This window comes from Actinomyces sp. AC-20-1 (genome assembly GCF_023369555.1).
GTDB lineage: Bacteria > Actinomycetota > Actinomycetes > Actinomycetales > Actinomycetaceae > Actinomyces.
In genome coordinates this window covers 74133-95527 of the sequence record NZ_JACJVC010000001.1, presented here as the reverse complement: position 1 = coordinate 95527, position 21395 = coordinate 74133, and the positions used below count along the sequence as shown (strand labels likewise).

General features: G+C 70.1%; 18 protein-coding genes. 13 read left to right on the top strand and 5 right to left on the bottom strand.

What is annotated here, in order from left to right:
• From H6X67_RS00415 to H6X67_RS00395, 5 genes are read left to right on the top strand one after another with little or no spacing between them, the layout of a single operon-like run.
• The gene (locus H6X67_RS00415) at positions 1-825 is read left to right on the top strand and encodes an HAD hydrolase family protein (RefSeq protein WP_249376967.1); all 825 of its coding nucleotides are present in this window, start codon (positions 1-3) and stop codon (positions 823-825) included.
• Positions 826-852: 27 nt separating this feature from the next.
• A complete protein-coding gene (locus tag H6X67_RS00410) occupies positions 853-2832 on the top strand; it encodes a metallophosphoesterase family protein (protein ID WP_249376965.1) in 1980 nt (659 codons plus the stop codon).
• Between the two features lie 53 nt (positions 2833-2885).
• Positions 2886-3605 (top strand): vitamin K epoxide reductase family protein, encoded by a 720-nt coding sequence (locus H6X67_RS00405; RefSeq protein ID WP_249368784.1) that lies wholly within the window; start codon positions 2886-2888, stop codon positions 3603-3605.
• A 4-nt stretch (positions 3606-3609) separates the two neighbouring features.
• The gene (locus H6X67_RS00400) at positions 3610-4317 is read left to right on the top strand and encodes a metal-dependent transcriptional regulator (RefSeq protein WP_249368785.1); all 708 of its coding nucleotides are present in this window, start codon (positions 3610-3612) and stop codon (positions 4315-4317) included.
• Between the two features lie 49 nt (positions 4318-4366).
• Positions 4367-4831: an HIT family protein gene (locus tag H6X67_RS00395; RefSeq protein WP_249368786.1), complete on the top strand. Its 465-nt coding sequence runs from the start codon at positions 4367-4369 to the stop codon at positions 4829-4831.
• A gap of 357 nt (positions 4832-5188) precedes the next feature.
• Here H6X67_RS00395 and nhaA read toward each other — a convergent pair whose 3' ends face one another.
• Positions 5189-6502 carry a Na+/H+ antiporter NhaA gene (gene nhaA, locus H6X67_RS00390; RefSeq protein WP_249368787.1) on the bottom strand — a complete coding sequence of 438 codons (1314 nt, stop codon included), beginning with the start codon at positions 6500-6502 and terminating at the stop codon, positions 5189-5191.
• A 231-nt stretch (positions 6503-6733) separates the two neighbouring features.
• Between nhaA and H6X67_RS00385 the strand changes: the two genes are divergently transcribed.
• Complete coding sequence (locus H6X67_RS00385; protein WP_249368788.1) at positions 6734-9697, top strand: leucine--tRNA ligase; 2964 nt, start codon at positions 6734-6736, stop codon at positions 9695-9697.
• Positions 9698-9822: 125 nt separating this feature from the next.
• Complete coding sequence (locus H6X67_RS00380; protein WP_249368789.1) at positions 9823-10479, top strand: GNAT family N-acetyltransferase; 657 nt, start codon at positions 9823-9825, stop codon at positions 10477-10479.
• Positions 10480-10537: 58 nt separating this feature from the next.
• Here the strand turns inward: H6X67_RS00380 and H6X67_RS00375 are convergent, their stop codons facing one another.
• On the bottom strand, positions 10538-12031 hold the full coding sequence (locus H6X67_RS00375) for a DUF4127 family protein (RefSeq protein ID WP_249368790.1): 1494 nt from the start codon (positions 12029-12031) through the stop codon (positions 10538-10540).
• A gap of 1 nt (position 12032) precedes the next feature.
• A complete protein-coding gene (locus H6X67_RS00370) occupies positions 12033-12758 on the bottom strand; it encodes a GntR family transcriptional regulator (RefSeq protein WP_249368791.1) in 726 nt (241 codons plus the stop codon).
• A 282-nt stretch (positions 12759-13040) separates the two neighbouring features.
• Between H6X67_RS00370 and H6X67_RS00365 the strand changes: the two genes are divergently transcribed.
• From H6X67_RS00365 to H6X67_RS00345, 5 genes are all read left to right on the top strand, one after another.
• The gene (locus tag H6X67_RS00365) at positions 13041-14297 is read left to right on the top strand and encodes an ABC transporter substrate-binding protein (protein WP_249368792.1); all 1257 of its coding nucleotides are present in this window, start codon (positions 13041-13043) and stop codon (positions 14295-14297) included.
• 97 nt (positions 14298-14394) lie between these two features.
• The gene (locus H6X67_RS00360; protein ID WP_249368793.1) at positions 14395-15288 is read left to right on the top strand and encodes a carbohydrate ABC transporter permease; all 894 of its coding nucleotides are present in this window, start codon (positions 14395-14397) and stop codon (positions 15286-15288) included.
• A 109-nt stretch (positions 15289-15397) separates the two neighbouring features.
• Positions 15398-16198: a carbohydrate ABC transporter permease gene (locus H6X67_RS00355; RefSeq protein WP_249368794.1), complete on the top strand. Its 801-nt coding sequence runs from the start codon at positions 15398-15400 to the stop codon at positions 16196-16198.
• 21 nt (positions 16199-16219) lie between these two features.
• Entirely contained in the window at positions 16220-17200 is a 981-nt protein-coding gene (locus tag H6X67_RS00350; RefSeq protein ID WP_249368795.1) for an acetylxylan esterase, read from the top strand.
• Complete coding sequence (locus H6X67_RS00345; protein WP_349305289.1) at positions 17179-18282, top strand: family 20 glycosylhydrolase; 1104 nt, start codon at positions 17179-17181, stop codon at positions 18280-18282. Before H6X67_RS00350 ends, H6X67_RS00345 begins: the two co-directional genes overlap by 22 nt.
• Positions 18283-18325: 43 nt before the next feature.
• Here the strand turns inward: H6X67_RS00345 and H6X67_RS00340 are convergent, their stop codons facing one another.
• Together H6X67_RS00340 and H6X67_RS00335 are read right to left on the bottom strand one after the other, a co-directional pair.
• On the bottom strand, positions 18326-18844 hold the full coding sequence (locus H6X67_RS00340; protein ID WP_249368797.1) for a DUF1648 domain-containing protein: 519 nt from the start codon (positions 18842-18844) through the stop codon (positions 18326-18328).
• 41 nt (positions 18845-18885) lie between these two features.
• On the bottom strand, positions 18886-20853 hold the full coding sequence (locus H6X67_RS00335) for a helicase HerA-like domain-containing protein (protein ID WP_249368798.1): 1968 nt from the start codon (positions 20851-20853) through the stop codon (positions 18886-18888).
• A 206-nt stretch (positions 20854-21059) separates the two neighbouring features.
• Between H6X67_RS00335 and H6X67_RS00330 the strand changes: the two genes are divergently transcribed.
• Positions 21060-21392, top strand: a complete 333-nt coding sequence (locus H6X67_RS00330; RefSeq protein ID WP_249367129.1) for a hypothetical protein — start codon at positions 21060-21062, stop codon at positions 21390-21392.
• Positions 21393-21395: the final 3 nt, after the last annotated feature.

Below are 21395 nucleotides of genomic sequence, written 5' to 3'. Positions count from 1 at the left end.
ATGGCCCCCACGACCGACCCCGCCACCCCGAGCAGCCCAGCCCTCGTCGCCTTCGACCTCGACGACACCCTCGCCCCCTCCAAGTCGCAGATGCCCGAGCCCATGGCCCGCGCCCTGCGCGCCCTGCTCGACGTCGTGCCCGTCTGCGTCATCTCCGGCGGCCAGATCCTCCAGTTCCGCGACCAGGTCCTCGCCCACCTGGGCGCCACCGACGACGAGCTCGCCCGCCTGCACCTCATGCCCACCTGCGGCACCCGCTACTACACCTACGACCTCGGCCAGGGCGAGGCCGGCTCACCCGCCGGAGCCGACTGGCGCCTGGTCTACGCCAACGACCTCACCCCCGAGCAGGTCGCCGAGGGCTTCCGCGTCGTGGAGGACACGGCCCGCGGGCTCGGCCTGTGGGAGGAGCGGACCTGGGGCCCCATCCTCGAGGACCGCGGCTCCCAGATCACCTTCTCCGCCCTCGGCCAGCAGGCCCCCCTCGAGGCCAAGAAGGCCTGGGACCCCACGGGTGAGAAGAAGGGCGCCCTGCGCGACGCCGTCGCCGCCCTCCTGCCCGACCTCGAGGTCCGCTCCGGCGGCTCCACCAGCGTCGACATCACCCTCAAGGGCGTCGACAAGGCCTACGGCATGCGCAGGCTCTCCGAGGTCACCGGCATCGCCCTGCAGGACATGCTCTTCATCGGCGACCGCCTCGACCCCGAGGGCAACGACTACCCCGTCAAGGCGCTGGGCGTGCCCTGCCACGCGGTGACCGACTGGCAGGACACCGCCGCCTACGTCACCGCCCTCGCCGCCCGCCTCGCCACCACCCGGGCCTGAGCCCGCCCTGAGCCCTCAGAGCAGCCCGTGACAGACAGGGACGGCACCGGCACCGGCAGTGCCGACGACGACGCAGCGGACCCGGCCGTGACCCCGGGCCCCGGCGGCGCCCTGGCCCGCTGGTGGGACGCGCGCACCGTCACCTTCCGGCGCACCACGCGCACCCTCGTCCTCCTGCTCGTCATCGCCGTCGTCTCCCTCGGTCTCGGCGTGGGCACGGCCACCGCCTCCTCACCGGTGGGCCCCCACGAGGCCCACTGGTCCACCACCCTCGACTCGCGGGTCACCCTCGACCTGGGCGTGCTCGGCATGGTCTCGATGGGCTCCCCGGCCGGCGTCCTCGGCGTCGCCGTCGTCCTGGGGGAGATCCCCTCGGAGGTGGCCGTGCCCACCGGCGCCGAGGGCTCCATCGCCGCGCTGCTCACCACCGACGGCGCCGCCTACCTCTCACTCGTCACCCACCCCGAGATCACCATCGAGGCGGGCCTGCACGCCCTGGCCGCCGACGCGCTGCGCCGCGCGGGGCTCGTCGCCTCCCTCCTGCTGTGCCTCGTCGCAGCCGGCCGCCTGGCCACGGGCGGCAGGCTGCGCGACGCCGTGCGAGCCCTCCTGTCGCACGGACTGTCCTCCGCGCTCCTGGCCTCGACGGTCGCGGTGATGGTCCTGGCCCTCACCGTCCCGGCGCTGCGCTCGGGCACGCGCGACGGCGCCCGCCTCGAGGTCCTGGCCGGCACCCCGCTGGCCGAGGCGCACCTGTCCGGGCGCGTGGCCGACGTCGTGGCGGCCTACGGCAGCCGCGTCACCGACCTCGTGGACGCCAACACGGCCTTCTACGACGAGGCGGACGCCAACCTCGAGACCGCCTGGCAGGCCTCTCAGGCGGTCGGCGGGACGGTCGACGTCACCGCCAGCGGGGGAGCGGTCGACACCGAGGACGTGCGGGCCCGGGTCGCGGTCGCCACCTCGCGCGAGGCGGGCCACGGGATCGTGCCCCCACCCGAGGACGACGGGCAGGAGCCCGCCCCCGAGGACGGCACGACGCCCCCTGACACACCCACCCCCTCCGAGACCCCTGCCCCCACCGGGGACGCCGACGCCTCCGGGGCCCCTGGTACCCCCGCCGCCGGCACGGCCGGACCCACCCCCTCAGTCGCCGAGCCCTCGGCCACCCCGGCCCCTGCCCCGCGCACCGGGGCCCTCGCCGTCCCTGAGCGGGGCCGGCTCACCGCCGTCCTCAGCACGGACCTGCACTGCAACCTCGACATGATCGCGCTCACCGGCCGCCTCGACGCCCTGGCCGGCGCCCAGCTCCACATGGACGACGGCGACCTCACCATGACCGGCTCCGAGCCCGAGCAGATCTGCGTCAACGCCCTGTCCGACGCCGTGCCCGACGGCGTCGCCCGCGTCTTCACCGTCGGCAACCACGACTCCACCCGGACCGCCGAGCAGATGCGCGCCCGCGGGTGGGCCGTCACCGACGGCAGCGTCCAGGAGGTCGCCGGGCTGCGCGTCATCGGCGACGTCGACGCCGAACGCACCCCCGCCGGCGGAAGCTACCAGCGCGGAGACGAGACCAGCGAGCAGATCGGCGTGAGGCTCGCGGCCGCCACCTGCGCCGAGGGCGCCGAGGTCGACGTCGTCCTCATCCACCAGCCCTACACCTTCGGCCCCCTCGTCTCCTCCGGCTGCGCCCCACTGCTCCTGGCCGGCCACGTGCACCAGGAGAAGGGCATGAGCGTCACCCAGGGCGAGCACGCCACCGTCGCCCAGCTCACCAGCGGCGCCGCCCTGGGCGGCACCTCCATCGGCCCGGTCACCGAGGACGCCTACCTCCACGTCCTGTCCTTCGACGACGAGGGCTCACTCGTCGCCTGGCGAGCCGTCGTCGTCCACCCCGACGCCTCCGTCACCGTCGGTGCCTGGCGCGGCGTGCCCCCGGCCGGCACCGTGCGCGACGGCGCCTCCCAGAGCGTGCTCGACGCCGCAGCGGTCGCAGAGGGCTGATCGGGCACAATGGTCAGGACACACGCGACACCAGGCGCAGACGAGGAGAGCCCATGGCCCACGTGCCCACCGAGGCCGAGATCGACCGGATGAGCGAGGACGAGCTCGAGGCCTACCTCGCCGGCACCACCACCGGGCCCGGTACCCCCCGCACGCCCGAGGACGCCTCCCGCCCCGCCTGGCTGCGCGCCACCGGCGCCTCCGCCCCCTACGCCTGGCTGCTCGTCGTCGGCTCCGTCATCGGCATCGCCGCCTCCTGGGAGCTCATGCTCAGCGAGATCACCCTCCTCAAGGAGCCGCTCGGCTCACTGGCCTGCGACATCAACCCCTTCGTGTCCTGCTCGGCCTCGCTGGACGCCTGGCAGGGCAACCTCCTGGGCGTGCCCAACGCCTTCGTCGGGGCCATGGCCTACGCGGTGCTCCTCGCCGTCGGGCTGCTGCTCGCCTCCGGGGCGCGCCTGCCGCGCTGGTTCTGGTGGGGCCTCGTCGCCGGGACCGTGGGCGCCCTGGCCTTCATCGCCTGGTTCGTGGCCGTGTCCGTGACCGTCTTCGGCGCCCTGTGCCCCTTCTGCATGCTCATCTGGGCGGTGACCATCCCGATGGTCTGGGCGACCTGGGGCGAGGCCGCCGAGCGGGGCCACCTGCCGCTGGGCGCGGGCGCCGCCGCCCGCCTGTCCGCCGCCCGCTGGTGGGGAACGGGCGCCACCTACCTCGTCATCCTCGTCGTCGTCCTGGTCCGCTTCTGGGACGGCTTCGTCGGACTGATCGGCTGAGCCTATGAGCACGCGCACCCCCTCGGCCACCGGTGACACGGACACCACCGTCACCCAGGACTACCTTAAGGCCGTCTGGGCCGCCTCCGAGTGGGGCGGTGGCGCCTCCATCACCGGTCTCGCCCGGCGCATGGGGGTGGCACCCTCGACCGCCTCGGAGAACGTCGCCCGCCTGGTCGAGGCCGGGCTGCTCGAGCACGAGCCCTACCGGGCCGTGACCCTGAGTGAGGAGGGACGGCGCCGCGCCTGCCTCATGGTGCGCCGCCACCGCCTGCTCGAGACCTACCTCGTGGAGCGGCTCGGCTTCGACTGGGACGAGGTCCACGCCGAGGCCGAGGAGCTGGAGCACGCCTGCTCCGACCGGCTGCTGCAGGCGCTCGACGACGCCCTGGGCCACCCTGTGCGAGACCCCCACGGCGACCCCATCCCCCTGCCCGACGGGCGCATCGTGCAGCCCGAGCTGCGGGCCCTGGACACTGTGGGCGTGGGCCGCACCGGAGTCGTCGCCCGCATCGACGACGACACCGCCCCCCTGCGCGAGCTCGCCGGAGCCGGGATCGGCCTGGACACGCCCGTCGTCGTCGTCGACCGCCCGGCCGCCGCGCCCGGTGGACGGCGCACGCGCCGCCCGACGACGATCCGCGCCGTGCTCGCCCCCGAGGGCGCGGGCGAGGTCGTGGTGCCGGTCGGGGCCCTGTGGGTGCTCGCCTGAGGAGGGACGGGCCCCGGGCCCGACGGGGCCGGGCGTCTACCCTGATCCCATGAGCACCGCAGCACCCGAGCCCACCGTCTTCACCCGGATCATCAACGGGGAGATCCCCGGCCGCTTCGTGTGGGCCGACGACGTGTGCGTCGCCTTCGCGACCATCGAGCCCCAGACCCCGGGGCACGTCCTCGTCGTGCCCCGTGAGCCGGTCGCCACCCTCATCGACGCCGACGAGGCGACCGTCGCCCACCTGGCCGTCGTCGCCCGTCGCATCGCCGCCACGCAGGTGCGGGTCTTCGAGGCCCTGCGCCCCGGCATCGTCGTCGTCGGTCTGGACGTGCCGCACTTGCACGTGCACGTCCTGCCCCTCAACCAGGCGGCCGACGTCAACCCGTCCAGCGCCCGCCCGGCCGAGGCCGCCGAGCTCGACGCCGCCATGGAGGCCCTGCGCGCCGGCCTGCGCGAGGACGGCTGGGGCGCCTTCGTGCCCGCGGCCCTCGGCTCCGCGGCCCTGGCCTAGCCGCGGCGCCGCCCGCCATCCGGGGTGGCACGCTCATGTGATGAGCCGGCGGGCTCGACCCGCGTCATTCCACGGTTGTCCTGTGCGGGCGCCTCGCATGCCGAGGCTCCCATGTGCGTCGGGTTCGCTCACGCACGTGGGAGCCTCAGCGACCGTTTTCCGTGAGAGGGCGCAATCCCCGGGACACCAACAAAATGCCCGGATCATCCGAATCACATGCGTCACATGAGCGTGCCACCACTGCGTCGGGCACCAGGTCCGAAGTCGGCACCGCCCAGGCACGCGCAACGTCAGCGATCCACGGAGCCTCCGTTGCCACGCGCCCGTACCGGGTGCCCCGACCCGACGCGGCAGGACCTACCGCCGCTTGCCGCCCCTGCCCGCGCGCGCACCGCGACGGCGCACCTCGTGGGTGAGGTGGCCGCGCTCGGGGCGCCCCAGGTCGGCCGTGCCGTGCGCGTTCGCGCCCGGGCCGCGCCGCTGGGTGCGCACCCGCAGGCGCAGCAGGACCGCACCGAGGACGGCGGCGATGAGGGTGCCCAGGAGGACCGCCGCCCGGGCGTGGTCCGTCGTCGTCGGGTCCGTGAAGGCCAGTCCCGCGATGAGCAGCGAGACCGTGAAGCCGATGCCCGCCAGGGCGGACAGGGCCAGCACGTCCTGGTTGTCGATCCCGTGGCCCAGGTGGAGCCTCGTGTAGCGCGTGAGCACCACGACGCAGCCCCAGATGCCCAGGACCTTGCCCAGCGGCAGGCCCAGGTAGATGCCGATGGCGACCGGGTCCGACAGGACCAGGGCCAGGCCGCCGCTGTCGACGATGTTGACGCCGGCGGCGAAGAGCGCGAACACGGGCAGGGCGAGCCCGGCGCTCCACGGGTGCGCCAGGTGCGTGAAGCGGGCGGTCATGCCCGTGGGCTCGGCGCGGGTGGGCCGGGCCGGCACGACGAGGCCCAGCAGGACCCCGGCGATGGTGGCGTGGACGCCGGAGGCGTGCATGAGGCCCCAGGCCACAACGCCCAGCGGGATGAGGACGTACCAGTGGGTGAGGCCGCGCTGGACGAGCACGGCGAAGACGGCCACGACGGCCAGCGCGCCCAGCAGGGGCAGCAGGCTGATCCCGCCGGAGTAGAAGAGCGCGATGACGATGATCGCGAGCAGGTCGTCGACGACCGCCAGGGTGAGCAGGAAGGTGCGTGCCGCCGGCGGCAGGCCGCGCCCGAAGATCGACAGCAGCGCGACGGCGAAGGCGATGTCCGTGGCGGTGGGCACCGCCCAGCCGGCCAGGTCGCCGTCGCCGGCGAGCTGCACGAGGACGTAGACGAGCGCCGGCCCCACCATGCCGAAGGCGGCGGCGATCATCGGCAGGGCCGCCTCCTTCAGGTCCCGCAGCGAGCCGACGACGAACTCCTGCTTGAGCTCCAGGCCCACGACGAGGAAGAAGATCGCGAGGACCCCGTCGGCCGCCCAGTGGGCGACCGACAGGTCCAGGTGCAGGGCGGCGGGCCCGAAGTGGGCGTGGGAGACCGCCTCGTAGGAGCCCCGCAGGGGGGAGTTGGCCCAGATGAGGGCGATGGCGGCGGCGGCCACCATGAGCAGGCCGGAGAAGACCTCGTCCTCGAGCTTGTGGGCGAGCCTGCCGAGCAGGCCGACGGGGGTGCGGGGCTGGGGAGTCATCAGTGCCTCTCGTCGGGGGCTCTTGGTGAAGCCTGCGGGCCCGGGTGCCAGCCGGGCGTGCCACAGCGACCTAGCGGTCGATTCAGTCGATCCAGACGGACGTTATCAAAAGAGACGGGACCACCCGGGCGGGCGTGACCGAGGTCATGGGACGGCGACGTGACCGGCATCGCCCGGCCACCAGGCGGCCGGCTGAGAGCCGGCGCCGTGCCCGGCGATAGGCTGGCCCGCATGACCGACTCCACCCAGGCACCCGACCAGAACGACGCGTCCTCCACGCCCTACCGCTACACCGCGGCGCTGGCGGACTCCATCGAGACCGCCTGGCAGGACCGGTGGGAGAACGAGGGCACCTTCCACTCCGACAACCCGGAGGGCGCGCTCGCCGGCCCCGGCGCCGCCAAGGACAAGTTCTTCCTCCTCGACATGTTCCCCTACCCCTCGGGCAAGGGACTGCACGTCGGTCACCCGCTGGGCTACATCGCCACCGACGTCGTCGCCCGCTTCACCCGCATGACCGGCAAGAACGTCCTGTACACGATGGGCTACGACGCCTTCGGGCTGCCCGCCGAGCAGTACGCCGTCCAGACCGGCCAGCACCCGCGCGTGTCCACCGAGGCCAACATCGCCAACATGCGCCGCCAGCTGCGCCGCCTGGGCCTGTCCCACGACCCGCGCCGCTCGGTGCAGACCATCGACGTGGACTACGTGCGCTGGACCCAGTGGATCTTCCTCAAGATCTTCGGCTCCTGGTTCGACCCGAGCGCCCCGCGCCGCGACGGGCGCGGCACCGGCGCCGCCCGGCCCGTGGCCGAGCTCGAGGCCAAGCTCGCCTCCGGTGAGGTCCCCACCCCCGACGGGCGCCCCTGGGCCGAGCTGAGCGCCGGTGAGCGCGCCGACGTCATCGACTCCCACCGACTGGCCTACGTCTCCAGCGCCCCGGTCAACTGGTGCCCCGGCCTGGGAACCGTCCTGGCCAACGAGGAGGTCACCAGCGAGGGCCGCTCCGAGCGCGGCAACTACCCCGTCTTCAAGCGCAACCTGCGCCAGTGGATGATGCGCATCACCGCCTATGGCGACCGCCTCGCCGAGGACCTCGACACCGTCGACTGGCCCGAGAAGGTCCGCTCCATGCAGCGCAACTGGATCGGCCGCTCCGAGGGCGCCCACGTCACCTTCGACGTCGAGGGCGCTGCCGAGGCCGGCAGCGCGGTGACGGAGCTGACCGTCTACACCACCCGCCCGGACACGCTCTTCGGCGCCACCTTCATGGTGGTCGCCCCCGAGCACCCGCTGCTGGGCTCCGTGGAGACCACCGCCGCCCAGGACCTCACCGTCCCCGCCGCCTGGCCCGAGGGCACCCGTGAGGCGTGGACGGCCGGCCACGCCACCCCCGCCGAGGCGGTGGCCGCCTACCGCGCCTACGCCGCCGGTGCCACCGAGGCCGAGCGCACCGACGAGGGCCGCACCAAGACCGGCGTCTTCACCGGCCTGTACGGCGTCAACCCCGTCAACGGGGTCAAGGTGCCCGTCTTCGTCGCCGACTACGTCCTCATGGGCTACGGCACGGGCGCCATCATGGCCGTGCCCGCGCACGACGACCGCGACTTCGCCTTCGCCCGCGCCTACGACCTCGACGTCGTCCAGACCATCGGCCCCGCCGAGGACCCGCGCGGCGTGGACCTGACCGAGGCCGCCTACACCGGCGACGGCGTCGCCGTCGACTCCTCCAACGACGAGCTCAGCCTCGACGGCCTGAGCAAGGACGAGGCCAAGGCCGCCATGATCGCCTGGCTCGAGTCCAAGGGCACCGGCCGCGGTGCCGTCACCTACCGGCTGCGCGACTGGCTCTTCAGCCGCCAGCGCTACTGGGGTGAGCCCTTCCCGGTCGTGTGGGACGAGGAGGGCCACGTCCACGCCCTGCCCGAGTCGATGCTGCCCGTCGAGCTGCCCGAGGTCACCGACTACTCCCCGCGCTCCTACGACCCCGACGACGCCGCCTCCTCCCCGGAGCCGCCGCTGGGCAAGGCCGAGGACTGGGGCAAGGTCGAGCTCGACCTCGGTGACGGGCTGAGGACGTACTACCGCGAGACCAACACGATGCCCCAGTGGGCCGGCTCGTGCTGGTACGAGATGCGCTACATCGACCCCACCGACGACGAGCAGCTCGTCTCCCCGGCCAACGAGGCCTACTGGATGGGCCCGCGCCCCGAGGCCGGCAACACCTCCGGCGGCACCGACCTGTACGTCGGCGGCGTCGAGCACGCGGTCCTGCACCTGCTGTACTCGCGCTTCTGGCACAAGGTCCTCTTCGACCTGGGCGTCGTTTCCTCCTCCGAGCCGTACCACAAGCTCTTCAACCAGGGCTACGTCCAGGCCTGGGCCTACACCGACGCGCGCGGCCAGTACGTGCCCGCCGACGAGGTCGAGGAGACCACGGCCGACGACGGCACGCCCGTGTTCACCTGGCAGGGCCAGCGCGTGGAGCGCGAGTACGGCAAGATGGGCAAGTCCCTGAAGAACATCGTCACCCCGGACGAGATGTACGAGTCCTACGGTGCGGACACCTTCCGCGTGTACGAGATGAGCATGGGCCCGCTCGACCAGGACCGTCCCTGGGACACGCGCGCCGTCGCCGGCTCCCAGCGCTTCCTCCAGCGCCTGTGGCGCAATGTCGTCGACGAGGCCACCGGCGAGCTGATCGTCTCCGACGAGCCGGCCGACGAGGCCACCCGGCGCCTGGTCGCCCAGACCATCGTGGGCGTGCGCGCCGACTACGAGGGGATGCGCCTGAACACGGCCATCGCCAAGCTCATCGTCCTCAACAACCACCTCACGGGCCTTCAGCGCTCGCCGCGCGAGGCCGTCGAGGCGCTGACCCTCATGACGGCGCCGGTCGCCCCGCACATCGCGGAGGAGATCTGGTCCCGTCTGGGCCACGAGGGCTCGCTCGCCCACGAGGCCTTCCCCGTCGTCGAGGACGCCTCGCTGCTGGCGGCCGAGAAGGTCACCTGCGTCGTCCAGGTCAAGGGCAAGGTCCGCGACCGTCTCGAGGTGGACCCGGACATCAGCGCCGAGGAGCTTCAGGACCTGGCCCTGGCGGCCCCCGGCGTCGTGCGCACGCTGGACGGCAGGGGCGTGCGCAAGGTGATCGTGCGCGCCCCGAAGCTGGTGAGCATCGTCCCGGAGGGCTGAGCCCTCGCGGCGCGCGGGCCCGGTCCCTGCTGGCCCGACCACGGCGCCCGCCCCTCCCGCCCGGTGCGGGGAGGGGCGGGCGCCGTTGCGCACCTGGAAGGGTGTAGAGGCTGCATGATGGGACCATGAGTGCGATCGACTGGTACGTCAGGCCCGCGCGCCGTGAGGACGAGGCCGCCCTGAACCGTATCTGCGTGGCTACGGCGCGCCACGGCGACGACGTCGAGGGGGAGATGAACATTCCTGCGCTCGTCGGCGCCGTCTACTCCGACCCCTACCTGCGTGCCGGTGCTGAGACCTGCCGCGTCGCTGCGGAGCGAGGGACCGCGGAGGACAAAGTCCTTGGCTATGTCGTCGGCACGTACGACTCGCGTGCCTTTGAGACGTGGTTTCGCCATGAGTACGCACCGGCGCGCGTGCGCGAGCTCAACCTGGACGGCGTCGACGCCGCGGATGATGATGCCTGTGCGAACGCAGGCTTGACGAGGCTGGACCGCGACTACCTTCGCATCCTGCGCTCGCCTGGTCGGGCTCCGGAGGACCTTGTGACAGACTTCCCCGCCCATGTCCATATCAATCTGGTCGCGCGGGCACGGCGGCTCGGTGCTGGTCGTGCTCTGATGTCCTCCTTTGCTGAGGGAGCCCGTGAGGCGGGCGTGCCCGGCCTGCACCTGGGCGCGGGCGAGGACAACCTACGCGCCCTCGCGTTTTACCGCGCCATCGGCATGGTCGAGCACTGCCGGGCTGATGGCGTTGTGTGGATGCGCCAGCCTCTGTGCTGATGGGAAGCCTGGGAGGACTCAAGCTCTAGAGGCATCTGCGGTGTGGACATGGACAGCGTCAGATGAGCTCGATGGCGACCTCGAAGGGCCGATGCCACGGCAGACTCGCCCCCGCCAGGCTAATGGCTGGCGCGGCGCTCGACTGCTCGGCGATGAAACCTCTCATGACGCCAGCGATCTGGGCTTCGTAGGCTGTGCGCCCGGTGTCGTCCGTGATGATGGAGCTGTCTCCGTCATGGTCGTCGTAGTACCTGGGGCGGATGCGGGTCTGGTACAGGTAGTCGTCCAGTAACCGTAACCACAGTGCGCGGTCGCGAGCCGCCTCGTCGAGAGCTCCGTCGCGGCGCCCCACCACTTCCGCGACGGCGGTGGCAAGAGCTGCGCCAATTGTGTTGCCCGCCGTGTTCCAGCCCCCGAAGGACACCAGGGACCAGAAGGAGCCGTCAGACAGAAGGTCCTCGACAAGCAATGGGTCCGCGCCGTTCGTGTAACGAACGTCTGCCAGGGCGACTCGTCGCCCGTCGGCCAGGAGCCTGCGCACGAGGGCAGCGGTGGCGGCAGCAGCGGTCGGACTGGGGTGCGGGGTGGAGCCCCACCAGTCGTCGTTGACGGGGCCGGGGGCGTGCACGACGAGACAGATATCGGCGTCGTCAAGATCTGTGACGCGGACGGAGCCGCAGGCGCGAATCTGAGCGGAGGCGGACTCGACCAGAGGCACGTTCTCGTAGGAGGGGATGCGAAGCAGCCCCTCGTCATCGGCGCACAGCATGGTGACGCGCGGTGCTGCTCTCTCACCGACGAGGGCACGCGCCGTCATCGTCGCGCCGACCTCGTCAGCCCCTGGGTACATGAGGACACCACTCAGGCTGGGGACCGCACGGCGCCAGTGGTTGATCCAGTACTGCTCGGCGGAACCGGCGGAGTAGTACGCGGTGTCGTCGGCCGTGACGACGAGACCGTCCAGAACACCGTCACGCAGGAGGTCAAGGCACAAGAGGTTGATGATGTGGTTGCGTAGACGCCGGCCCGTGTAGTCCTCGAGGACCGGGACGGGGACATCCGGGGCACCACGGTGGTGGATGAGCTCTCCGGTGATATCGAGCTCGAGGGACCGGTGCAGGTCCGCGCCGAGCACGTGCAGCTCGTGACCGTAGGAGGACCAGTACCGCGGCTCCTCCTGGTTCGAGTAGGAGTCCGAGGCGCGCATGACGAGCGACGAGGCGATGATGCGCGTCTGAGGGGCGACGGACTTCACATGTCGCAGCACCTCGAGATGGTTCGCCGCCCTCAGGACGGAGTCGTGGGTGAGACGCGCAGGGATGATGCCCCCGAACACGAGGGTGTCGGCGCAGACGACGACCGTCGCCCCCGAGTGCTGCGCGACGATGTCCTGGAGCCAGGCAGCGAGGGCATCAAGATCAGCGCCACGGCGGAAGCTGGGCAGGAGGGACCCCGCGGGCAAGGAGGCGCCGGCTCCCCCAATGGCCGCGACGAGGGCGGGGATCTGGGTGTTGACGGGACGCTCATCCAAGGGGATGACCACGATGTGCATCTCAGACGCCCTTCCTTACGACAGTGTTGCGGTAGGTGTACTTGTCTCCCCTGAGAAGGGTCTCGCAGTAGGCGAGGGGGTCTCCGCTGGTTCCCCGCATGACCTTGGTGATGAACAGCGCGGGCATCATGGACACGGACCTCAGCATGCGGGCGCTACGGGGCTCGAGCACGGAGGCACTCACGGTCTCATCGATCTTCTCGACCACCAGGTGGTAACGCGTGCACAGAGTCTCGAAGAGGGACTCCTCGGCACCCAGGTTCAGGTTGGGGACAAGATGCGCGGGAATCCAGGCGTGGTCGATAGCGGTGGGAACATCGTCGATCGTGCGCAGCCGCATGACGGCGGCCAAGGGGGTGGACGGGGGCACGGACAGCACGGCGGACAGGCGTGCGTCGGCAGCTACGGTCGACACGGACACGGAGGCGCTGCCAGGACGGTGGCCGCGGGCACGTACCTCCGCGGAGAAGAAGGAGGACTCCAGGGAACGTGTGCGCGTGGCGCGGGAGACGAAGGAGCCGGCCCCCTGACGACGCACGACAAGTCCCTCGGCGACGAGCGCGTCGATGGCGCGGCGCACGGTGAGTCGATTGACCTCGTAACGAGTGGCGAGCTCACGCTCGGAGGGCAGGCGGTCACCGTCGGCCAGCGTGCTCGAGGTGAGTGCTCTCAGGTCGGTCCGCAGGGCGTCGGGGCCGGTACCTCTGTTCTCGGCAGAATCCGACACTCTTCATCATCTCCTAGATTGGAGTACTCCTTTAGTGTTGCAAGGAGCTCCTTCTTTTGATAGGACCGCTCCTCTTGCTCGCTAGACTGCGTCGGGAAAGTGGCGGTAGCAAGCGAAAAACACGGAGTGTAATATAAATCACAACTATGAGATGTAGACAACATTATGAATCTAATCTAGTTTAGTGGAGTATCCCAGTAGTGAGTCGCTCGTAGGCGCCTCGAGGGTTGAGGGGCCGAAGCAATGGGGTTACGAGGACCTGGGAGGACAAGGAGTATGCGCATGGGTCTCGCTAGGAGGCAGTTCCTCACCGCAGCAGTGGTCAGTGGTGCGGCCGGAGCGGTCGCGGCCTGCTCGAAGGGCTCAACCGGGTCCGATGGCAGTATCTCCCTCGAGTTCTGGACGATCTCGCTTCAGCCGACCTTCAACGACTACTTCAACACCCTCATTGCCGACTACGAGGCGGCCAATCCGGGTGTCACTGTCAACTGGACGGACCTGCCCTACGACTCCATCGAGGAGAAGCTCATCACCGCGTCAGCAGGCGGTAGCGCCCCGGACGTCGTCAACCTCAACACCGAGTTCGCCCTGACGATGGCGGGCAAGGACGCGGTTGCCGATATCACGGCCATCACCACCGAGGAGGAGCGCGGCGTCTACATCCAGTCGCTGCTCTCCTCCGCGCAGCTCGGTGACGCCATCTACGCCTTCCCGTGGTACGCGTCCCCGAACATCATGATCTACAACAAGTCGCTCTTCGAGACCGCTGGCATCGCACAGACGCCGACCACATACGACGAGGCCATCGCGCTCGCCGCGCAGATGAAGTCGTCCACGGGCGCCTACCTCTTCAACCCGCCAACGCTCTACAACCTCTTCAATGAGGAGGGGGTGGACATCCTCAACGAGGACAAGAGCGCCGCCACGTTCGACTCCGCAGATGCCGTTGACGTCCTCAAGAAATTCAAGGCCCAGACAGACGTCGACAATATCCCGAGGACGGAGTGGGGGTCCTGGGACGTTGAGCTGCGTCTCTTCGAGACCGGCGATCTGGCGATCATCAACTCCTCGTCCGCTTCAGTGGCCCGCATCAAGGACGAGGCTCCAGACGTCTGCGAGCAGATCGGTATCGCCATGCCGATGACCGGCGCGTCCGGAGTCTCCCGCAACCCGCTCATGAACCTCGTCATCCCGTCGAAGTCCTCCCAGCAGGAAGCGGCCGCCCGGTTCGCGCTATACGTCACCAACGACGCGAACCAGCTGTCCTTCTCCCAGGAGGCCGGTATCTTCCCGTCGACTGTCGCGGCGTCCAAGGACCCCTTCTTCGCCTCGGACACCTCGACGATCGAGGGACAGGCTTCGGCCATGTGCGCTCAGGCCTCGCTCACTTCCGCGGACTTCTCCCTGGGGGTGGAGGGCCAGTCCACCATCGCCGACGAGGTCAACAAGGCGTACGAGGCCGCCATCGTCAATGGCGACGACGTCGCCGCCTCGTTGGCCGCCGCAGCCGGGTCCGTCAACATGATTCTCGGCCGGTAGTAACGGGGCGGGGCTCGGTGGGGCCGGGGCTGTCCCGCCCCACCGAGCAGCGCAGCACCAGCGAATTGAGGGTGAGCGAGAGGGAAGCGTTCGGGACATGGCACGACTGACCTTGAGGGCGCGTACGAACATCCGCGCCTACATGTTCATGGCCCCCGCGCTTATCATGCTGGCGGTATTCGTCTTTCTGCCGATCATCGGGTCCATCCCGTTGGTGTTTTACGACTACTCGATGATCGGCTCCGTGGAGTTCATCGGCTGGGACAACTTCGCGCGTGCCCTCAACGACGGCACTTTCCGTATCGCGATCGTCAACACCATCACCTTCGTGGCGGTCGTCCCGGTCATCCAGCTGTGCTCCGTCTTTCTGGCCACCCTTGTCAACCAGAGACTGAAGGGTGTCGTCTTCTTCCGGACGCTCTTCTACATCCCCGTCATCACCTCAATGGTGGCCGTGTCGATCATCTGGTCCTTTCTCTTCGACTCCCACGGCATTATCAACACCAAGCTCATGGAGTGGGGGCTGACCGAGCAGCCACTGCTGTTCCACAACTCCTCGTCGACGGCCATGCTCTGCATCATGTTCCTGACCTTGTGGCAGGGACTCGGCTACTACATGATGCTGTACCTGGCGGGGCTGCAGTCGATTCCGGATGAGGTCATTGAGGCGGCACGCACCGACGGCGCCAACGCTCTCCAGGTGTTCTTCCGCGTCAAGGTCCCGATGCTCAAGCCCTACATCTGGTTCTGCTCGCTGAACTCAGTGATCTCCGCGGTCGCAGTATTCGACCCCATCTATGTCATGACCCAGGGCGGGCCCAACAATGCGACGATGGTCATCAACTACTACGCCTACCTTAAGGCGTTCAAAGAGTTCGAGTTCGGTTACTCCGCCACAATCGGCCTGGTCCAGGCTGTCATCACCGGCATGCTGTCGGTGCTCGTCTTCGTCTACGGACGCCGTAATGGGGGAATGACCTATGGCAAGTGAGGACATGGCCACGAACCAGGACGTTGCCGCAGTCACTCGCATCGGTGGTGGGCCCCCGTCAATCTACGTCAGGCGCCGACCACCTGCTGGTGTTCGCACCAGGCGTGCGATGTCCTCGAGCCTGAAGTATCTCGCCCTGACCGCAGTGGCTATCGTCGCCTCAGGTCCCTTCATCTGGATGACCTTGACGGCCTTCAAGACGGGCCAGAACATCTACACGACGTCCTTCGACGTCGCCGATATGACTTTCGCGAACTTCACAGGCGTGTGGAGCTTCCTCAGTATTCCTGACTACATCGGGAACACGGTCATCATCACCGGGGGATCGATCATCCTCGATGTCGTCCTCGGCTCCCTGTGCGCCTACCCGTTGGCATGCATGAGCTTTCGTGGAAAGAACGTCATCATGGTGCTGCTGATCAGCGCCATGATCATCCCCGCCGCCGCAGGGATGGTGATCAACTACCTGACTCTGTCGAAGCTCAACCTGCTCAACACGCTCGTTGGTGTCATCCTGCCGGGGTCGGTGAAGGTCTTTTCCATCGTCCTGCTGCGCCAGGCCTACCTGAGCGTACCGCGTGACCTCATCGAGGCGGCGCGTATCGATGGGGCCTCAGAGCTGCTGATCTGGCGCAGGATCATGTTGCCCTCGATCATGCCCGCCATCTCCACGGTAGTGATCTTCGACTTCATCGGACGATGGAACGAGTTCCTGTGGCCGGTCATCGTCCTGCAGGACCCGTCGAAGTACCCGTTGGCGGCCGCCCTGCAGTACCTCAACGGAGCCTTCAACTACCGCTTCGGTTACATCGCCGCCGGTACCGTCATCTCCATCATCCCGGTGCTCATCGTCTTCATCATCTTCCAGAAGAACTACGTCAACGCCGTCGCCGGTGCCGTCAAGGCCTGAGTCATGGATGAGGAGCCGACCATGCCGATTCTTGACCTGCCCATCGAGCAGCTGCGTGAGTACCGTTCCGTGAGCCCCGAGCCCACTGACTTCGACGCCTGGTGGGCCGAGCAGCTCGAGCACCTGCCCGAGCACACGCCACTGCTCTCACGGCAGCGCGTCGAGGCCCCCTTCGACCTCATCGAGGTCGAGGAGGTTGTCTTCACTGGGGCTGATGGCGCCCCTGTCCGGGCGCTGCTGACTTTACCCGCTGGGGCCGTGCAGAGTCTGAGACCACTGCCCGGTGCTGTCCAGCTCGTCGGCTACGGAGGGGGCAGAGGGCTGCCGGGCCAGATCCCCTGGTACGCGATGGCGGGTCTTGCCCACCTCATTGTCGATCCCCGCGGGCAGGGAGCCGACTGGGGAGGTGGTGGAAGCACCCCCGACCCCGGCTCCGCTGGGGCTCATGCCGCCGGGTGGGTCACCGATGGCATCACGGACCGTGAGGCCTACTACTACCGTCGAGCCGTCCTGGACTCTGTCGCAGCCGTGCGCCTGCTCCAGGACCTCGAGGAGGTCGATTCCGCGCGAGTGGCCACCGTGGGCGGCTCCCAGGGAGGAGGCCTGGCACTGGCGGCTGGTGCACTGGCCGACGGCGTGGCCGCCGTGTGCGTTGACTCGCCGTTCATCTCCGACATTCCTCGCGGCATCGTCATGGCAGAGGAAGGACCCTACCTCGAGATCGTGCGCTATCTGCGAGTCCATCCCGAGCACGAGGCGGATGTCCTGGCCACCTGCGCGTACGTCGACGGCGTCCATTTCGCCAGTCGACTCACAGCCCCCCTGCTTGTCGCCACAGGCCTCCTCGACCCCGTGTGCCCGCCGTCGACCGCCTTCGCGGTGCACAACGCCGCAACGGCCGCGAGCGAGCGGCGCATCGACGTCTACCCCTATGGCGATCATGACGGCGGCAGCCATCGTCAGGTCCTCGCCCACTGCGAGTGGATGCGAGAGCGTCTGTGAGACCCCCGGCTCAGTCGCCCACCGTCCAAGGTGCTTGGGAGATACGGGCCCTGCACCTCGACATCGCCCGCAAGCGCCTCGGGGCAAGCTGGATCCACGCTCGGCTCGCTGAGATGGACAGGGCCGGGCTCAACGAGCTGCAGCTGCACGTCTCCGACAACGAGGGCTATGGGATCGTCTCCGCAGCCCACCCCGAGATCGTCTCTGAGGGAGCGCTCAGCGCCGAGGAGCTCAAGGGGATCACGGCTGACGCTCATGCACGCGGCATCCGGATCGTGCCCGCGCTCGACATTCCGGGGCACTTCGGGCACGTCCTTGCGAGGACCTCGGGGCTCGCCGCCTCAGACACGGTGGAGGGCCGCCGCGTCGTTGACTACTCGCGCTCTGAGGCACGTGACCTCATGCTGGACCTCGTCGACGAGCTCGACTCCCTCCTTCCCGGAATCGCCTGGCACCTCGGAGGTGACGAGGTCTTCGACATCGCCGCCGACGGGGATGTCGAACAGCGTTTCCCACAACTGGCTGCATACGCCGTCGAGCGTTGTGGGGAGGGCGCTCTCGTGCACGACGGCTACGTCGCCCTGCTCAACGATGTCGCCAGGCACCTGTGCTCGCGCGGACGCACGGACATCCGTGCCTGGAACGATGCCCTCTACCTGCCGGGCACCCGCACAGCTCTCGACCCGCGGATCACCGTCTGCTACTGGACGGACTGGCATCCCAGCTACCCGACGCTCGAGAGGATCCGTCAGGCCGGTCATCGCGTCATCAACTACTGCGACCGCCCCCTGTACTACGTTCTCGCCCGGGCGGGCGAGGGGCACGCCTACGAGCAGAGGCCTACCGCTGAGTCCGTGAGTGGATGGAGGCCCGGACTCTTCCCGGCGGCTCACGACGGATCCGCCCAGCGGGTCGACGAGGGGGCGTGGTGGCTGCGCGGCGCGAGCCTGGCCGTGTGGTGCGACCACCCCGACGCGGAGGACGGACAGACGCTTGCCGCTGGACTCGCCGGCCCGCTCCAAGCGTTCGGGGACGTCATGTCCACCGGCCGCATGACGGGCCCGGCTCACGGGATGAAATGACCGCTCACCACTACTGAGCGCTTGTCACGAGCGGCGGGGCCCTTCAGCCGCGCTGGCGGCGCCTGGCGCGCACCGACACGGTGGCGAGGACCGCGATGATGAGGCCGAGACCACCCCACATCATGCCGGAGCCCGCCAGCGGCCCGACGACGGGCAGCAGGGACACCCCCGAGAAGGTCACGGCGAGCAGCAGGTTGACGGGCCCCAGCACCGCGACCGACTCCGGGGTGCTCTTCGCCGTACAGTCGAGGTGGTCGTAGCGGCCGACGGGCCGCTCGGGCCTCGTGCTCAGCGAGCGGGCCTGGACAGTGCTCGTCACGGCGATGGCCGCCACCAGGACGGCGCCGATGACGACCGGCAGGAGCACCATGACGTGGCTCTTGGAGGCGAAGGAGTCGGCCACGCCCGTGAGCCCGTAGTGCACGGGGTAGGGGTCCGGCAGGTCCTCGTAGGAGGACAGCAGCACGACCACGGTGGACAGCAGCACGAGGGCCGCGCCCCAGTGCCAGGCCCAGCGGACCCGGACCGCGGGTGCGGGGCGCGTGCCGGTGGTCCGGCTCATCGTCGTGCCCTCCGTCCCGGCGCCCGTCGTCGCCCGTCGTCTCAGTGCCCGCGCAGGATGTTACCAAGCACCGAGCGCGTGATCTGGCGTCCGACGGAGCCCAGCGTCTTCTCGATCTCCCGCTGGCGCCGCTCTGCCGCCCGCTCACGCTCGCGCTGCACCCGCTCGACCGCCCGCTGCGCCTCACGGCGCTGACGCTCGGCCTCCTTCTCCAGGGCGCGCGCCTGGCGCTCTGCCTCCCTCCTCGCGGCCCTCTCAGCCTCGGCGGCGGCCCTGGCCTCCGCCTTGGCACGCTCGGCGGCCTCCGCGGCAGCCTGGGCCGCCGCCGCGTCCTGGGCCACGCGCGCCGCCAGCAGCTCGAAGGCCGACTGGCCGTCCACAGCCGTCGCGTAGCGCGCACGCAGCGGGGAGGAGGCGATGAGACCGGCGACGGTCTCAGACCGGGCCGGGCCCATGACGGAGGCCGGGGCGTCGACGACGACGGCCGTGACCGGGGCCGGCCGCCCCTTCTCGTCCAGCACGGAGACGACCGCCTGGCCCGTGCCCAGGCTGGTGAGGACCTGGCCCAGGTCCAGCGGCGAGGTCGGGAAGGTGGAGACCACCTTCCTCATCCTCGCGGCGTCGGCCGGCGTGTGGGCGCGCAGGGCGTGCTGGACGCGCGAGCTGAGCTGGGCCAGCACCTCGTCGGGCACGTCCGTCGGTGACTGGGTGATGAAGACGATGCCGACGCCCTTGGAGCGGATGAGCCTGACCGTGCGGGTGACGGCCTCGAGGAAGGCCCTGGTCGCGTTGGTGAAGAGCAGGTGCGCCTCGTCGAAGAAGAACACGGCGGTGGGACGCTCCGGGTCGCCGACCTCCGGCAGCAGCTCGAAGAGCTCGCCCAGCAGCCACATGAGGAAGGTGGAGAAGAGCACGCCCTGGCTCTGGATGTCGGCCAGCTCGAGGGCGCTGACGACACCGCGGCCGTCGGGGGCGCGGCGCAGCAGGTCGGAGACGTCGAGGGCCGGCTCGCCGAAGAAGGCGTCGCCGCCCGCGGCCTCCAGGGCCGAGACCTCACGCAGGATGACGCCCGCCGTCGCCGCCGAGACCCCGCCGATGGCCCTCAGCTCGGCCTTGCCCGCGGCGGAGCCCGTGAGGTAGTCGACGACGGAGCGCAGGTCCTTGAGGTCGATGAGGGCCAGGCCCTGGTCGTCCGCCCAGGAGAACACGAGCTGGAGGGCGGAGGTCTGCGTCTCGTTGAGGCCCAGGACGCGGGCGAGCAGGACGGGGCCGAACTCGGTGACGCTTGTGCGCAGCGCGGTGGCGGCCCGGCCCTCCGCCGTCGTCGAGTCGCCCAGGGTGAGCAGCTCGAGGGGGAAGGAGGCCGGCTGCCAGGGCTGCGCGGTCGAGGCGGTGCGGGCCGCGAGCCGCTCCGAGGCCGTCCCGGGCTCGGCCATGCCGGTGAGGTCCCCCTTGACGTCGGAGAGGAAGACGGGCACGCCCGCGGCGGACAGGCCCTCGGCGAGCAGCTGGAGGGTGCGGGTCTTGCCCGTGCCGGTGGCGCCGGCGACGAGGACGTGACGGTTGACCAGGCTCAGCGGCAGGCCCACGCGCAGGCCGGCGACGGGCGCGGGCTCGGCGCCGCCCAGGGCCGACACCCGGCACTCGAGGTAGGTGCCCACGGGCAGGACGGGGCCGTCGAAGGTGTAGCCGGCGCGCACGGTGGCGGCGTAACCGTCCTCCTCGGATGCACCCGCCTGAGGGGAGGGGACGGACTGGGCGGGTGCGGCTGGGGTGGGTTGTGGCGCCGTCCCGTTCCCAGCCGGGGCGGTGCCATCCGGGGTGGCAATGGGCGTTCCGACGGCGACGGCGTCGTCGGGCGACTCGCCCCCGGAGGAGCCCGGGGCGCCCGCGGCGGCGAGGGCGGCCTCAAGGGCGGCCTGGGCCGCGGCGGCCTGAGCGGCAGCGGCGTCGGCGGCGGCCTGGGCGGCCACGGCCCTCAGACGGGCGATCTCAGCGGCGTCGGTCATGACGACATCGTAGGGGCAGGCACTGCTTGGAGGAGGGAAGGAAGGGCACTGGTCCCCTGGGGCGGGTCTGCCGGGCGACGTAGCCTGAGACAGGCACCCCTTCCTCTGACGACGGAGCACATGATGAGTGACGACACCCGCCCGCCCTTCACGGCCCTCCCCGTCCTCACTCCGGGAACACGCTGGCAGGACGCGCACGAGGCCCTGTGGGAGGCGCTCGTGCCCCCTCCGGGCAGGCACCGACGGCCCAGGGCGAGGCGGTGCGCATCAGTGGCCGGCTCTCCTATGAGCTCCTGGACAACGGCGGCATCAACTGGGACGAGGCGTACGAGTCCCTCGTCGACGGACTGGGCGTGCTCCTGGCCTCCGGCACCCCCCTGCCCAGTGAGCAGCTGGGGGAGGCGCAGTGGCTCCTCACGATCGTGCGCACGGCCGCAGTGGACAAGAAGGCCCTGTACCGGATCAGCGAGCTCGTCGTCGAGTGGGTCGGCCTCAACCCCGAAGTCATGCCCAACCCCCTGCCCTTCACAGGGCGCTGACCA